14 protein-coding genes are annotated in these 15,786 nt (G+C 63.6%); 6 read left to right on the top strand and 8 right to left on the bottom strand.

What is annotated here, in order from left to right; translation table 11 throughout:
- Window positions 1–46: 46 nt before the first annotated feature.
- The 4 genes from B4393_RS18395 to B4393_RS18380 form a co-directional block, all read right to left on the bottom strand.
- On the bottom strand, window positions 47–523 hold the full coding sequence (locus B4393_RS18395; protein ID WP_070939735.1) for a DUF5078 domain-containing protein: 477 nt from the start codon (window positions 521–523) through the stop codon (window positions 47–49).
- A gap of 62 nt (window positions 524–585) precedes the next feature.
- On the bottom strand, window positions 586–996 hold the full coding sequence (locus B4393_RS18390) for a hypothetical protein (protein WP_078335300.1): 411 nt from the start codon (window positions 994–996) through the stop codon (window positions 586–588).
- Between the two features lie 41 nt (window positions 997–1,037).
- Window positions 1,038–2,036: a Gfo/Idh/MocA family protein gene (locus B4393_RS18385; protein ID WP_078335299.1), complete on the bottom strand. Its 999-nt coding sequence runs from the start codon at window positions 2,034–2,036 to the stop codon at window positions 1,038–1,040.
- On the bottom strand, window positions 2,029–2,553 hold the full coding sequence (locus tag B4393_RS18380; protein WP_078335298.1) for a ribonuclease FAU-1 family protein: 525 nt from the start codon (window positions 2,551–2,553) through the stop codon (window positions 2,029–2,031). The genes B4393_RS18385 and B4393_RS18380 overlap by 8 nt, the downstream gene beginning before the upstream one ends.
- A 68-nt stretch (window positions 2,554–2,621) precedes the next feature.
- Here B4393_RS18380 and uvrB point away from each other — a divergent pair, with 68 nt between their 5' ends.
- Window positions 2,622–4,790 carry an excinuclease ABC subunit UvrB gene (gene uvrB / locus B4393_RS18375; RefSeq protein WP_070939739.1) on the top strand — a complete coding sequence of 723 codons (2,169 nt, stop codon included), beginning with the start codon at window positions 2,622–2,624 and terminating at the stop codon, window positions 4,788–4,790.
- On the opposite strand, the gene soxR is transcribed toward uvrB, so the two are convergent.
- Window positions 4,791–5,243 (bottom strand): redox-sensitive transcriptional activator SoxR, encoded by a 453-nt coding sequence (soxR, locus tag B4393_RS18370; RefSeq protein ID WP_070939740.1) that lies wholly within the window; start codon window positions 5,241–5,243, stop codon window positions 4,791–4,793.
- Window positions 5,244–5,311: 68 nt separating this feature from the next.
- On the opposite strand from soxR, the gene B4393_RS18365 reads away from it, so the two are divergent.
- The 3 genes from B4393_RS18365 (at window position 5,312) to B4393_RS18355 (ending at window position 8,848) form a co-directional block, all read left to right on the top strand.
- Window positions 5,312–6,748, top strand: coding sequence for an MFS transporter (locus B4393_RS18365; RefSeq protein ID WP_078335297.1), 1,437 nt, complete (start codon window positions 5,312–5,314; stop codon window positions 6,746–6,748).
- Between the two features lie 13 nt (window positions 6,749–6,761).
- A complete protein-coding gene (locus tag B4393_RS18360; protein ID WP_078335296.1) occupies window positions 6,762–8,213 on the top strand; it encodes a M20/M25/M40 family metallo-hydrolase in 1,452 nt (483 codons plus the stop codon).
- Between the two features lie 194 nt (window positions 8,214–8,407).
- Window positions 8,408–8,848, top strand: coding sequence for a universal stress protein (locus tag B4393_RS18355; protein ID WP_070939743.1), 441 nt, complete (start codon window positions 8,408–8,410; stop codon window positions 8,846–8,848).
- Between the two features lie 26 nt (window positions 8,849–8,874).
- Here the strand turns inward: B4393_RS18355 and B4393_RS18350 are convergent, their stop codons facing one another.
- Entirely contained in the window at window positions 8,875–9,552 is a 678-nt protein-coding gene (locus B4393_RS18350) for an MBL fold metallo-hydrolase (RefSeq protein WP_078335295.1), read from the bottom strand.
- A gap of 149 nt (window positions 9,553–9,701) precedes the next feature.
- Here B4393_RS18350 and uvrA point away from each other — a divergent pair, with 149 nt between their 5' ends.
- Complete coding sequence (uvrA, locus tag B4393_RS18345; protein WP_078335294.1) at window positions 9,702–12,656, top strand: excinuclease ABC subunit UvrA; 2,955 nt, start codon at window positions 9,702–9,704, stop codon at window positions 12,654–12,656.
- 10 nt (window positions 12,657–12,666) lie between these two features.
- Entirely contained in the window at window positions 12,667–14,148 is a 1,482-nt protein-coding gene (locus tag B4393_RS18340) for an AMP-binding protein (protein WP_078335392.1), read from the top strand.
- On the opposite strand, the gene B4393_RS18335 is transcribed toward B4393_RS18340, so the two are convergent.
- Together B4393_RS18335 and B4393_RS18330 are read right to left on the bottom strand one after the other, a co-directional pair.
- Window positions 14,105–14,365, bottom strand: a complete 261-nt coding sequence (locus B4393_RS18335; RefSeq protein WP_078335293.1) for a hypothetical protein — start codon at window positions 14,363–14,365, stop codon at window positions 14,105–14,107. The two genes, B4393_RS18340 and B4393_RS18335, sit on opposite strands and share 44 nt — an antisense overlap.
- Before the next feature lie 24 nt (window positions 14,366–14,389).
- Entirely contained in the window at window positions 14,390–15,766 is a 1,377-nt protein-coding gene (locus B4393_RS18330; protein WP_078335292.1) for an alpha/beta hydrolase, read from the bottom strand.
- Window positions 15,767–15,786: the final 20 nt, after the last annotated feature.

Here is a 15,786-nt window from a genome sequence, read left to right as displayed (position 1 = left end):
ACGCCCCGCGGTGTGATGACCACGGGGCGTTTTTCTCTGCGCTTGGTTAGGGGCCGTCCCATACCGACATGTCGGAGGGGTACTTGCTGCAATTCTCGGTGCCCTTGGCGACGACACCCTTGTTGTTGAAGAAGATCTTGCCCCAGTTGGGCCACTGAGACGTCAAGGCCTCCGGCGGGTAGTTCACCGCGAAAACCTCGGACTCCGCGCGGCGACCCGTGTAGTCCTTCGAGAAGAACTCATGAATCCGGTCGATTGTGGCCTGCTGCACATAATCGGGCTTGTTGTTCTTATCGATCATGTACCGGGTGTAGTAAACCGGGTCATAATCGCGGACTGCGGCCAGATACTGTTCGGCCGTACACGTGGTCTTCAGCATTCGACGAGGAATTGGGTAGTCATCGGTCGAGTCTGCGGAGGCAATCGCGGGGATTGTGCTCGCGGCAATTCCTGCGGCGACTAACGCAATTCCCGCGCTGCGAGCGGGACCGCGCAAATGGGTACGAATGGAGTTCAGGCGCATGGCGCTATTGTAGCGGTTTTCGTACAGGTCCGGGGTGCGGAAGTGACTAATTTGACTGGTGATTACGAGTTGAAGTGACCGCAGGTGACGGTGTCGTTGACGGGCCCGTTGAAGATCCCTAGAGCCGGGGGGACCGTCAGGTCCTGAGAATCGGTGACCACATCGTCGACCTGCACCTCACAGTGCAATGCGACGCCGTAGGGAGGCAGCACCCGAACGGTCATCCCCGCCTGCTGCGGATCATCCATCACCAGGTTGACCTCCCAGTTCTCGCCGGGTCCGAGACGAGGTTGCTCGGTACGCCGATCCACCGGATCGGTTTTGAACGTCACGGAGATGCCGCGTCCCAGCCCATCGACACGGGCGATGTAGCTGATGTTGTGCAGCTCGGCTGCGGAGGCTGGTGCTGCTAGAAGAGCGAGAGTTACCGTCGCTGTCCCGACAGCGCCAACCCCTCGATGGAGAGGACGCATATGGGCATCCTACCGGGGTCCCAGAGACAGCGGCAATGTGATTAGTCCAGGTCAGCGTGGTCTTCGGAGTGATCAACCCCTAGTTGTTCGCAGGCCGTATTGAGCACCCGCTGTACCGCCAACGTGTCGGCCAACGGCATCACCGTGCTCTGCGCTCTACCCTCACGTAGGCACTCGGTCACCTCGGCGAGTTCGTGGCTGTAACCACCCCCAATCGGGGGCCGCACCATCGGCTTGGGGTCAGATCCCTTGCGGTGCACCACGATTTCGCGCGGGTGGTGGAAGCGGGGGAGGATATCGATCCAGCCCTCGGTGCCAAAGATGCGCGCCTGACCAGGGGTGTGGTGCAGAAGCGAGCACAGCAGAGTCGCGGTACGACCGTCGTCGTAGCGCAACAGCAGCCCGGCCTCGGCGTCGACGCCGGTGGGAAACAACGAGCCGTGCGCCACGACCGCCGCCGGATCTCCGAGGAAGTATTGGGCCAGCGAAACCACGTAAACACCCAAATCCAGCAGCGCCCCGCCACCCAGTGTGGGATTGAACAACCGATCCTGGGGATCGAACGGTCGATCGACCCCCAGGTCCGCCTGAACCTGGCGCACCTCGCCGATGACCCCGTCGTCGACAAGCTGCTTGGCCGCGACGATGGCCGGCTGGAACCGGGTCCACATCGCCTCCATCGCAAAAACGCCTCGGGCTCTTGCGATATCGATAATCTCCTGTGCCCCGGAGACGGTCGCGGTGAACGTTTTCTCCACCAGAATCGCTTTCCCGGCGGTCAGTGCCGCGACGGCGGCCTGTCGATGCTGGGGATGTGGAGTGGCGATGTACACGGCGTCGATATCCGGGTCGGCGAGCAGCTCACGATATGAACCGAAGGCCCGGTTGATTCCATGCGCCGCGGCGAAGTCTTGAGCGCGCCCGATGGACCGGGAGGCAACGGCCACCAGCTCTGCCCCTGGTGTCAGCGGAAAGTCACGGGCTACGTTGCCGGCGATACGGCCCGGCCCGATGATTCCCCAGCGAATGGCCTCAGGCATGTGCATCTCCGCATCTGTCGAGCCAGGTCAAAGGCATCCCGGCATCGGCGAGCCAAGCGTTCAGATCATGTCCGTGCTCAGCGAGTCCGTCAATGGCGGCAACTGCCCGACGAATGGCGAGTTCTGTTGCAGTAGTGGATAGCAACCCCAGTTTGTGCGCTTCGAGCAGCTCGTCGACGTCCGCCAGTTCGGTTTCTCGTCCGCCGCGCACCACTAGGTCAAGATAGTGGTCGGTGGCCACCCACTGCGATTCCCCGGCGATGAACTCACCAATATCGAGGTAATAGTCCTGATCGCGCTCATGGCCCGGGTTGAAGTGGAAGATGTTCGCCCGCAACCCCAGCGTCGGAAGCAACCAGGACTCCAGATAGTGAAACTGTGCCCGGCCGGGCGTCGGGCGCGCCATGTACAGCCCCCACGGCTGCACCCGGTACTGGTCCACCAACCGCACGATTCCCTTGGGGTCGGTGTTGGTCAGCGCATCGACGTCGAAGATCTCGCGTTTGGGCGGGTGCACGCTGGTTTCCTTCCGCCTTCCTCACTGGTACTGGAGGGGATGTCAGACCCTCGGCTTACTCTGGGCACATGGCTTTCGCAACAGAACACCCCATCGTTGCGCATTCCGAGTACCGCCCGGTCACGGACGTCCTGCGTGCCGACGGACAGTTCGAGGTCGTCAGTCAGTACGAGCCCGCGGGCGATCAGCCGGGTGCCATCGCCGAGCTCGAACGCCGGGTTCGGGCAGGGGAGAAGGACGTGGTGCTGCTCGGTGCCACGGGTACCGGCAAGTCCGCGACGACGGCCTGGCTCATCGAGCGATTGCAGCGACCGACGCTCGTCATGGCGCCGAACAAGACCCTGGCCGCGCAGCTGGCCAATGAGCTTCGGGAGATGTTGCCGCACAACGCCGTCGAGTACTTCGTTTCGTACTACGACTACTACCAGCCGGAAGCGTATATCGCGCAGACCGACACCTATATCGAAAAAGACAGCTCCATCAACGATGACGTGGAGCGCTTGCGGCACTCGGCGACATCCAATCTGCTGTCCCGCCGGGATGTTGTGGTGGTGGCCTCGGTCTCGTGCATCTACGGTCTGGGTACCCCGCAGTCCTATCTGGATCGTTCGGTGCAACTGGATGTGGGACTGGAGGTGCCGCGGGATGCGCTCCTGCGGCTCTTGGTCGACATGCAGTACAACCGCAACGACATGTCCTTCACCCGCGGCACGTTCCGGGTGCGCGGCGATACCGTCGAGATCATTCCCTCCTACGAAGAGTTGGCGGTTCGCATCGAATTCTTCGGCGACGAGGTGGAGGCGCTCTACTACCTCCATCCGCTCACCGGAGACGTTGTGCGGCAGACTAATTCGCTGCGGATCTTCCCTGCTACGCACTACGTGGCGGGACCGGATCGGATGGAAAAGGCGCTTGTGAGTGTCGAGCAGGAGCTCGAGGAACGCCTGGCCGAGCTGGAGGGGCAAGGCAAGCTGCTGGAGGCCCAGCGCCTGCGGATGCGGACCAACTACGACATCGAGATGATGCGCAATGTCGGCTTCTGTTCGGGCATCGAAAACTATTCACGGCATATCGACGGCCGTGGTGCAGGGACGCCGCCCGCCACCCTGCTGGACTATTTCCCGGACGACTTCCTGCTGGTCATCGACGAATCGCACGTGACGGTTCCCCAGATCGGTGCCATGTATGAGGGCGACATGTCGCGTAAACGGAATCTGGTGGATTTCGGATTCCGGCTCCCGTCCGCCGTCGACAACCGGCCCCTGACCTGGGAGGAGTTCGCCGAACGTATCGGCCAGACGGTGTATTTGTCCGCCACCCCCGGAAATTACGAACGCAGCGCGGCCGGTGGAGAGTTTGTGGAGCAGGTCATCAGGCCGACCGGGCTGGTGGACCCGAAGGTGGTCGTCAAGCCCACCAAGGGCCAGATCGACGATCTCATCGCCTCGATTCGGCAACGGACCGAGGTCGACGAACGGGTGCTGGTCACGACGCTGACGAAGAAAATGGCCGAGGACCTGACCGACTACCTGCTTGAGATGGGCATCCGGGTCCGTTATCTGCATTCGGAGGTCGACACCCTGCGGCGAGTCGAACTGCTACGCCAGCTCCGGCTTGGCGAGTACGACGTCTTGGTCGGAATCAACCTCCTGCGGGAGGGACTGGACCTGCCCGAAGTGTCCTTGGTCGCGATTCTCGACGCCGATAAGGAAGGGTTCCTGCGGTCCAGCAGAAGCCTGATTCAGACGATCGGTCGTGCCGCGCGCAACGTCTCGGGCGAGGTGCACATGTACGCCGACACCATGACGGACTCCATGAAAGAGGCCATTGACGAGACCGATCGTCGACGTGCCAAGCAGGTCGCCTACAACGAGGCGAACGGGATAGATCCACAACCGTTGCGCAAGAAGATCGCCGACATTCTCGACCAGGTGTATCGGGAAGCCTCCGATACAGAGAGCAGCGAGGCGATTCAGATCGGCGGCTCCGGCCGTAACGCCAGTCGCGGCCGCCGCGCTCAGGGTGAGCCGGGTCGCGCGGTCAGCGCCGGAGTCTTCGAGGGCCGCGATACCAAGAGCATGCCGCGGGCCGAGCTGGCCGACCTGATCAAGGATATGACCGAGCAGATGATGTCCGCGGCACGTGATCTGCAGTTCGAGTTGGCGGCGAGGTTCCGTGACGAGATCGCCGACCTCAAAAAGGAATTGCGCGGTATGGACGCCGCGGGCTTGAAGTAATCAGCCCGGATCGGCGAGCAACAGCGCACCGGTAGAACCGTCGTCTGCGAGGACGTCGCCGGGATTGAACAGGGTGCACTTCGTCATCGACAGACAGCCGCAACCGATGCATCCGGTGAGCTTCTCCTGCATATCGGCGATGGCGTTCTTGCGGGCCTCCAGATGCGCATGCCACTGGCGGGAGATTCGTTGCCAATCACGGGTACTCGGCGCCCGATCATCGGGCAGGCTCGACAGCACCTCCGCGACTTCCGATAGCGGGATACCGAATCCGGTCGCCACCCGGATCAGCGAAATGCGCCGTAAGGCGTGGCGGCGGAAGACCCGAGCGTTCCCGGACGTGCGCTCGGACGGGACCAGACCGATATCGGCGTAGTAGCGCACCGCGGACACTGCGATTCCGCTTCGCCTGGCCACCTCACCGATCGGCAGCAGCTCGGCCTTGCCCTTCATCGGTCTCCTTGGTGCAGTTCGCCATGCCGAGTTGATCTCAAGTGCACTTTAACTCATACTGTGTCGGCATGACTCACGGACCGGACACCGGTAGTTGGCGGGATCTGTTGGGTGGGCGGCAGCTCGGGATCGTCACGGTGCTGGCCGGCGGGGTCGCGCTGTACGCCACCAACGTGTATCTCACCACCAGTCTGTTGCCGAGTGCTGTCGCCGATATCGGCGGGGAACGGTTCTACGCCTGGGTGACAACGGTGTACCTGATCGCCTCGGTGAGCGCCGCCACGGTGGTGAGCCCGCTTCTCGGCTGGGCCGGTCCACGCGGCGCCTACCTGCTGGCCTTCGGTGCATTCGCGGCCGGCACGCTGGTGTGCGCAGTTGCTCCGGGGATGCAGGTCATGCTCGCCGGACGCGCCGTGCAGGGCGCAGCGGGCGGCCTACTGGCCGGTCTTGCCTATGCGGTCATCAATCTTGCTTTACCACAACGATTATGGGTACGGGCTTCGGCACTCACCTCGGCAATGTGGGGGGTCGGAACGTTTGTGGGGCCTGCGGCCGGCGGCCTATTCGCGCAATTCGGGCTCTGGCGATGGGCGTTCGTAACATTGAGCCTGATGACCGTGGGCATCGCCGCGATGGTGCCCGCGGTGTTGACGCGAACCGAGACCGCGGACTCCGAGGCCGCCCGGCGCCGAGTTCCGGTGCGGTCGCTGCTCGTGCTGACGACGGCGGCCGGCCTGGTGGCCGTGGCCGGACTGCAGTCGGCACTGCCCGCTATGTCCGGCCTCATCGTTGGCGCCGCCGCCTTGACGGTCCTGTTCGTCATACTCGATCGCCGCTCAGGCGCGCCGGTATTGCCGAGGACGGTCTTCGCGCACAACCCGTTGAAGTGGATTTACCTGACGATCGCGGTGCTGGCGGTGGCCTCGATGGTCGAGACATACATTCCGTTCTTCGGCCAGCGCCTGGGGCACCTGATCCCGCTGACCGCCGGATTCCTCGGCGCCACCCTGGCATTCGGCTGGACCGTCGGTGAAATGATCAGCGCATCGGCGCACACGCGCGCCGTCTCACGCGTGGTGACGCTCGCTCCCGCCGTGGTGGCGGCGGGGCTGCTTCTCGCCGGAGCACTGCAGCGCGACGGCGCCTCCGCACTCGAGATGGCTTTGTGGGCGCTCGGTTTCGCCGTCACCGGCGCCGGTATCGGCATGGCGTGGCCGCATCTGGCGGCCGCAGCGATGTCGGTATCGACGGATGCAGCAGAGAGCGGTGCTGCCGCTGCGGCCATCAGTACGGTGCAGTTGATCGCCGGGGCATTCGGTGCCGGTTTGGCCGGTGTGCTGGTCAATCTCGGCGGATCGCCCACGCGCGGAGCACATCTACTGTTCCTGGGGTTCGCCGCGATTACGATTGCCGGTGTTGCGGTGTCTTCCAGGGTATTTCGCGGAGATTCCAGACTGGAAGTGACGGATAAGGCAGGGGAAGAAGCGGTTCAGGCCCCCCTATAGCCGTCACGGGTGTATGAACGGAACCATGCACCGGATTCTTGCGCTCACCGTCGCCGTGCTCACCCTCAGCTCCTGCGGGGCGACGCAGGAGCTGAGCTCACCGGCGACCACTGCCCCTGTCACCAACGACGACCGTGGTGCGTTTCGGGACCTCTACCGGGAATTGATCGAAACCAATACGACGGCATCGCAGGGGAGTTGCACCGAGGCGGCACAAAAGATGGCCACTCGGCTCAAGACCGCCGGCTATGCCGACAAGGATCTGGTGTTGTTCAGCCCGCCCGATCACCCCAAGGACGGCGGCCTGGTCGCCACGCTTGCGGGATCCGATGATGCTGCCAAACCGATCCTGCTGCTGGCACATATCGACGTCGTGGAGGCCAAACGCGAGGACTGGAAACGTGATCCATTCACGCTCGCCGAGGAGAACGGGTACTTCTACGCTCGTGGTGCTGAGGACGACAAGGCCATGGCAGCGATATTCGTGGATAGCCTCATCCGGTATCGCACGGAGAACTTCGTCCCCAAACGTCCGATCAGGGTGGCGCTCACCTGTGGTGAAGAGGGCGGCGGGCAGGTGAACGGTGCCGAGTGGCTCCATCAAAACCGGCCCGAGCTCGTTGATGCCGAATTCGTCATCAACGAAGGCGCCGGCGGCGATCTCAACAAGGACAACAAGCCGATCCTGCTCCAAATCCAGGCGGGCCAGAAGATCTATCAAGACTTCACCCTTGAGGTCACCGACGAGGGCGGTCACAGCAGCCAGCCCGGGCCGTTCAACGCGATACAGGCCCTCGGCGCCGGGCTCAACCGGCTCGCCGCCGCACCCTTTCCCGTCCAGCTCAACGACGTGACCCGGGCCTATTTCACGGCACAGGCCGCGCTGCAGCCGGGAGAGGTCGGTCAGGCCATGTCGACGATCGTTGTCAATCCACAGGATCCGGCCGCCATATCGGTGCTATCGGCCAGTCCGCTGTACAACGCCATGCTGCGCACCACCTGTGTCCCCACGAAAATCGAAGGCGGACATGCCAACAATGCGCTGCCTCAACGCGCCACCGCCAACGTGAACTGCCGAATATTGCCCGGTGCCGGGACCGTGCAGCAGAGGGTTCAAGACGCGATCGTCAAAGCAGTGAATGACCCGAAGGTGACGGTGAAGCCCGCCACGGCGTTCCGCACCAACGTCGCGACTGTCCCACCGTTATCTGCGCAGATCGTCGATCCCATCAAGGCCGTCGCCGGTTCGATGTGGCCGGGTGTGCCTTTGGTGCCGACCATGTCGACAGGAGCAACAGACGCCATCTACTTCGGAACGACCCCGGTATATGGCCTCAGCGGGATATTCGCCCAGCCCGGTGAGACACACGCACACGGTCTGGACGAACGTATCCAGGTGAAATCCCTCTATGACGGACGGGCATTCCTCTATCAAGTCGTCAAGCTGTATGCGAACGGAGCCTGACGCTCTTCAGGCGCGCTGCTCATCGCCGCGTGATCGTCCTCATATCCAGATTGAGGCGCAGGCCATATCGACACGCGGACCCGACGAGGGAAAATCGCGCGCAGAGCGCGACACAATCGGCCAAATGACGCATGGCCGGGCCCCTTCCCGGCTAATCTCATCTGGCCTGGTCAAACGGAACTGGAGGACCTTTCATGAGTGCATACAGCACTGTCGTTGTCGGTACTGACGGATCAGATTCGTCGTACCGGGCGGTCGACCGCGCTGGAGCGATCGCGGGCGCCGCCGGCGCCAAGCTCATCGTCGCGACCGCGTACTTCCCGGAGAACAACCCCCACTCTGCCGATGTGCTCAAGGACGACGCGTACAAGGTCACCGGCAAGGCACCCGTCTACGACATCCTGCGCACCGCTCGCGAGCGCGCCGCCGCGGCCGGTGCGACGAGCGTCGAAGAGCGTTCCATCGAGGGCGCCCCGGTGGATGCGCTGCTCGACCTGGTGGTGGATTCCAAGGCGGATCTGCTGGTCGTCGGCAATGTCGGCCTCAACACCATCGCCGGACGTCTACTGGGATCGGTTCCCTCGGATGTAGCCCGTCGCTCCAGGTGCGACGTGCTGATCGTGCACACCACCTAGATTCGGTACGCGCGAACGGGGCGGGTTCACCAGCCTCGTTCGCGCCATTCTCCGAGCGATCCGCGCTCGGCACCCAAGGTGGTGTCGTCCCCGTGTCCGGGGTACACAACGGTGGAGTCTGGGTACGCGCCGAAAAGTCTGTCGCTGACATCATCGAGCAGTTGGTTGAAGTCTTCGGGGCTGAATGTCTTTCCGATGCCGCCCGGAAATAGCGAATCGCCCGTGAACACGTGGGTCACACCGTCGGCGTTGAATGCCAGCGCCACCGAGCCCGGCGTGTGTCCGCGCAGGTGGACGACGTCGAAGTGCAGGTCACCAATATCGAAGCTGTCGCCTCCGGCCAATAGCGTCGTCGGCGGGACGGGAAGTGGGCCGGCGTCCAAGTCGTGTGCGGCACTGGGGGATTGGGTCTTGTCGACGATCGCTTCGAGAGCCTGCCAATGATCGAAGTGCTGATGTGTGGTCACGATGAGCTCGATGTTCGGCGCGTTCTCATCCAGCAGGGTTGCCAGGCGCTCGGCGTCGTTGGCGGCGTCGATCAGCAGCGATTTGCCGGTGTTGGTGCACGTGACGATATAGGCGTTGTTGTCCATCGGACCCACCGAGGCCTTGATGATGGTCGCACCGCCCACGGTGCGACGTGCCACACCGGAACCCGGTTCGATGTGTCCGGAGTAGTTGTCGTCGACGGTGATCGAGGTCATACGTCAACGGTACTGACCTGTCTCGGCGCGAAGGTTGTCGGTGCCTCGCCCTAGCATGGAGTCGACGACTCGGTCGGCCTGGATTCCGCATGGGAACGCAGCGGCTGAGCTGTGCGAAAGACCTGCATGGGCAGTGTGAAGGGAGACAGGTGGCCGACCGTCTGATCGTGCGGGGCGCGCGTGAGCACAACCTGCGCGGTATCGACCTGGACCTACCCCGAGACAGCCTCATCGTCTTCACGGGTCTCTCCGGATCCGGAAAGTCCAGTCTGGCGTTCGACACCATCTTCGCCGAGGGGCAACGCCGGTACGTCGAATCACTGTCCGCGTACGCCCGCCAGTTCCTGGGGCAGATGGACAAGCCCGATGTCGATTTCATCGAGGGGCTCTCACCCGCGGTATCGATCGACCAGAAGTCCACGAACCGCAACCCCCGATCCACGGTTGGCACCATCACCGAGGTCTACGACTACCTGCGCCTGCTGTACGCGCGCGCCGGTACGCCGCATTGCCCGGTATGTGGGGAGAAGATCGCCAAGCAGACACCCCAGCAGATCGTCGATCAGGTGCTGGACATGGAGGAGGGCCTGCGCTTCCAGGTCCTCGCTCCCGTGGTGCGTACCCGCAAGGGTGAGTTCGTGGACCTGTTCGAGCAGCTGAACTCGCAGGGATACAGCCGCATTCGAGTCGATGGCGTGGTGCATTCGCTCACCGATCCGCCCAAGCTGAAGAAGCAAGAGAAGCACGATATCGAGGTGGTCATCGACCGCCTCAGCGTCAAGGCAAGTTCCAAGCAGCGCCTCACCGACTCGGTGGAGACCGCACTGCGCCTCGCCGACGGGATCGTGGTGCTCGAGTTCGTTGATGCGGACGACGACTCCCCGCAGCGAGAACGCAGATTCTCCGAGAAACTCGCCTGCCCCAACGGCCACCCGCTGGCCGTCGATGATCTTGAACCACGCTCGTTTTCGTTCAACTCGCCCTACGGCGCCTGCCCCGAGTGCACCGGTCTGGGCATCAAGAAGGAGGTCGACCCCGACCTGGTGGTCCCGGACCCGGACATGACGCTCGCCGAGGGCGCGATCGCCCCCTGGTCGATGGGACAGAACGCCGACTACTTCGTTCGGCTCATGTCCGGTCTCGGCGACGCGCTCGGATTCGACGTGGACACCCCGTGGAAGAAGCTTCCCGCCGCGGCCAAGAAGGCGATCCTGGACGGCTCCACCGAGCAGGTCCATGTGAGATACAAGAACCGGTACGGGCGCACCCGCTCGTACTATGCGGAATTCGAAGGTGTGCTGGCCTTTCTGCAACGCAGGATGGAACAGACCGAGTCCGAATGGGCGAAGGAACGTTACGAGGGCTTCATGCGGGACATCCCGTGCCCCGAATGCAACGGAACCCGCCTCAAGCCCGAGATCCTCTCCGTCACGCTTACCGCGGGCCAGCACGGCACCAAATCAATCGCAGAGGTCTGTGAGCTGTCGATCGCCGACTGCGCACAGTTCCTCAACGCCTTGACTCTGGGGCACCGTGAGCAAGCCATCGCCGGTCAGGTTCTCAAGGAGGTCCAGTTCCGGCTGGGATTCCTGCTGGATGTCGGACTGCAGTATTTGTCGCTGTCGCGTGCGGCAGGCACATTGTCCGGCGGCGAGGCACAGCGAATCCGGCTGGCGACCCAGATCGGCTCCGGGCTGGTCGGCGTGCTCTATGTTCTCGACGAGCCCTCGATCGGCCTGCATCAGCGCGATAACCGGCGCCTCATCGAAACACTCACGCGGCTAAGAGATCTCGGCAATACGCTCATCGTGGTCGAGCATGACGAGGACACCATCAAACATGCCGACTGGGTGGTGGACATCGGCCCGGCCGCGGGGGAGCACGGCGGCCAGGTGGTGCATAGCGGCACCTACGCCGAACTGCTGAAGAACAAAAACTCTGTCACCGGCTCCTATCTGTCGGGGGCAGAAAGCATTCCGCTGCCGCTGATACGCCGCACAATCGACCCGAAACGTCAGGTCACTGTCGTCGGAGCACGCGAACACAATCTCAAGGACATCGACGTCGCGTTCCCGCTCGGGGTGCTGACCTCGGTCACCGGGGTGTCAGGCTCGGGGAAGTCGACCCTGGTCAACGACATCCTCGCCACCGTACTGGCCAACAAGCTCAACGGGGCACGCCAAGTACCCGGCCGGCACACCCGAGTGACCGGACTGGACAAGGTCGACAAGCTGGTGCGCGTCGACCAGTCGCCGATCGGGCGCACACCGCGTTCCAATCCGGCCACCTATACCGGGGTCTTCGACAAGATCCGCACGTTGTTCGCGGCGACCACGGAGGCCAAGGTGCGCGGCTATCAACCGGGCCGGTTCTCGTTCAACGTCAAGGGCGGCCGGTGCGAGGCGTGCACGGGCGACGGCACCATCAAGATCGAGATGAACTTCCTGCCGGATGTTTACGTGCCCTGCGAGGTATGTCACGGCGCCCGCTACAACCGAGAAACGCTCGAGGTTCACTACAAGGGCAAGACCATCGCCCAGGTACTGGACATGCCCATCGAAGAGGCCGCCGAGTTCTTCGAACCCATCACGTCCATCCATCGGTATCTGAACACCCTGGTGGAGGTCGGCCTGGGTTATGTGCGGCTGGGGCAACCGGCTCCAACCCTCTCCGGCGGCGAGGCACAGCGCGTCAAACTGGCAGCCGAACTCCAGAAACGATCGACGGGCAAGACCATCTACATCCTCGACGAGCCCACCACCGGACTGCATTTCGAGGACATCCGCAAGCTGCTCACGGTGATCAACGGTCTGGTGGACAAAGGCAACACCGTCATCGTCATCGAGCACAACCTCGATGTCGTCAAGACGTCGGACTGGGTCATCGACATGGGGCCCGAGGGCGGATCGGGCGGTGGCACCGTGGTGGCGGAGGGGGCACCCGAGGCCGTCGCGCAGACGCCGGGCAGCTACACCGGCGAATTCCTGGTGGACCTGCTGCCCAAGCCCGGGCGCAATGGCAAGACCCCGGCGAAGGCGCCGGCCAAGACTGCCGCGAAGACAGCTGCCAAACCACGGACCAGGAAGGTTGTCACTCCGGTCTAGGGTGGCACTCATGACTGACGCGGCCGTTGGTGAACCGTTCGTTCGTATCCTCGCCCACCTCGCGGATGCAGAGCCCGACGCCCCGGCCATCACCTGCGGTACCGAATCAGTCACCCGGGCCGAGCTGGAGCGGCGTGCCGGCGCCCTGGCACACTCCTACCAACGGCTCGGGGTACGGCAAGGGGATCTCGTCACCATCGGGTTACCCAACTCGGTGGAGTTCTTCGCCGCGCAAATCGCCGTATGGAAGCTGGGCGCCACCCCGCAACCGGTGTCATGGCGTCTGCCACTTGCCGAACGGCGGGCGATCGTCGAACTGGCCGACTCGGCGCTCGTAGTCGGGGTAGACCCGGCCGATCACCCCGACCGGGTGTGCGTGCCAGCAGGATTCGAACCCACTACCGAAGATCATGCCGCCGAGCCACTGCCTGAGGTGGTGTCGCCCGCCTGGAAGGCACCCACATCCGGAGGCAGCACCGGACGACCCAAGATCATTCTCGCGCCGAGCCCCGCGGTCATCACCGGACCGGCGGCGGGCGAGCTGATGGGCATGCAGCCCTCGGACGCCCAACTGGTCGCCGGTCCGCTGTATCACAATGCCCCGCTGATGTTTTCGTCATATGGACTGCTACTCGGTCACCATCTGATCGTGCAGCCGAAGTTCGACGCACTTGAGGCGCTCGAACTGATCGGCACGCACAAGATCACGTGGCTTCAAGTCGTGCCCACGATGATGTCGCGGATGCTGCGCGAGGTCCGTCAGCACCCGGGACGGTTCGATCTGTCCACCATCCGGGTCCTGTGGCATATGGCCGCCCCCTGTCCGGTATGGCTGAAGCAAGCATGGATCGACCTGCTGGGCCCCGATGTCATCTGGGAGTTGTACGCCGGCACCGAGGCCATCGGCGGGACCATCATCACCGGGCAGGAATGGCTGGCGCACCGCGGCTCCGTCGGCAAGCCTGCTCTCGGCGAGCTCGCCATCCTTGATGAGGCCGGAGACCCGTTGCCCGCCGGGGAGGTAGGGGAGATCTTCATGCGCCCATGGGACGGCATGCCCAAGCCGTACAAGTACCTCGGCGCGGAGATCAAGCGGTTCGGAACCTGGGAATCCATCGGCGATCTCGGCTGGCTCGATGACGAGGGCTATCTGTATATGAGCGATCGTCGTACCGACCTGATCGTGACGGGCGGTGCGAATGTGTTTCCCGCCGAGGTGGAATCGATCATGAACGGCTACCCGGGCGTCATCGATAGTGTCGTTGTGGGACTACCCGATGACGACCTCGGGCAGATCGTGCACGCTGTCGTGCACGCCGAACAGAATGTCACCGAGGGTCAGCTGCACGACTATCTGCTCGATCAGATCGTCCGATATAAGGTGCCGCGCACCATCGAATTCGTCACCGAACCGCTGCGGGAGGACTCCGGCAAGGTTCGGCGCAGCCTCATCCGTGAGCAGGCGATTGTCCGTCGGGCGGCGGGCGGCTAGCCTCATCGCGCATCGATTGACGGATTTCTTCGAGCTTCTCGGCGGCCGCGCGGCTCCTGGCCTCGAACTGTTCCTCGATCGCGCGGCCCTCGTCGCTCTCCGCATCCAGCTCGGCGGCCCCGGCGGCCGTGCCGGAACGAGTTTCGATCCTTTCGCGCACCGAATCGAATGTCGGTACACCGCTGTCGTCGTATCCCGGATCTGGTGTATCGGCCATACCGGTCGAGGCTACTCCGGGCGACTAGCGCGGCAGCGGCAGATCGGGCACCGCCGGCGTGCCGATCCGGCCCGCCATCCACGGCAGCGCCGAGGTGAACGCGGTCTGCGCGAACGGCCATTTATGCTCGCCGGGCTTGTGCTGCACCGTGCATGAGATCCCTTGTGCTGTAGCCACCTCGCACAGTCGGTGCGCGGCACGATCCTGATCGCTCAGCGGCGCGGGGGCTGCGGCCCCGGGGGCCGCTCCCGTACTGGTGATCGCACCGGATCCGGCGTGGTGCAGGCCATTGACGTCGAACCAGCCCGCGGTGTGCGCATAGCGTCCGTGACGGGCCATCACCGTCGCCGGGTCGAACTGCTCCCAGGCTCCGGCGTCTCCGCCGAAGAGGCGGGAGATCGTCTGCGCTTTGTTTCCCGTGTTGGGCGACATATCACCGGCGATATCCTCGAAGGCGCTGAACAGGTCGGGATGTTTGGCAGCGAGCGTCACCGCACACGTGCCGCCCATCGACCAGCCCACCAGGCCCCAGTTCTGCGGGCGGGGGCTGACCCCGAAACGTGACACCATAAACGGGACAACGTCTTTCGTAAGGTGATCGGCGGAATTACCACGCGGGCCATTCACGCATTCGGTGTCATTGTTGAACGAGCCACCGGCGTCGACGAACACCATGACGGGCGCATTCCCGCCGTGCTGACTGGCGAAGGCATCTGCCACCTCGACCGCGTTCCCGCTGCGGATCCAGTCGCTTGGCGTGTTGAATTCGCCGCCGATCATCATGATCGTCGGCAACTCGGTACGCGTCGAGTCGAACCAGGCCGGGGGCAGGTAGACGATCTCCTTGCGGTGCCGGAATCCGCTGGCATCGGCCGGGATGTCGACCGGGACGAGCTTGCCCTTGGTCATGGTCGGACCACGGCGCTGCTCGCGTGCAGCGGTCACCGTGGCCATATCGGCCTGATTGGGTAGCGGGCCCGCGGTTAACTGCGCCCAGCCGGACTGGACGCTGCGCACGTAGCCAACCCATTGGTTCAGCATCAGCGAGCCAGAAAGGATAGCCAGCGGTACCGCGGTGAACGCGACCGCACGACGCCACCAGTGCGCCGTGCGCCAACCCACTACCAGGACTGTGGCGGCCACACCGGTGAGCGCGATCCACACCCACAGCATCAGCGGAGCAGGATTGCCTCTGTCGGCCCAACCCTCGGATTGGATGTACCAGTAGGCCCATGCGGCCAGGGCCACGCCGATACCTACCGCAACCGGCACCCAGCGCCGAAACCATCCGCGAGTACGCAGCCCGATCGCGAAAACGAGCGCAAAGCCGGCGATGACCTGCATGGAGACGGGAAAGTTCCCATGTAACAGGGAGATGTCATGACCGGACACGGCACTCATGATGACCTAGATTTCTGTGA

It is taken from the genome of Mycobacteroides franklinii (assembly GCF_002013895.1).
GTDB classification, from domain to species: Bacteria; Actinomycetota; Actinomycetes; order Mycobacteriales; family Mycobacteriaceae; genus Mycobacterium; species Mycobacterium franklinii.
Note: the sequence above shows the minus strand (reverse complement) of the source record. Positions and strands in the feature narration are given on the sequence as shown.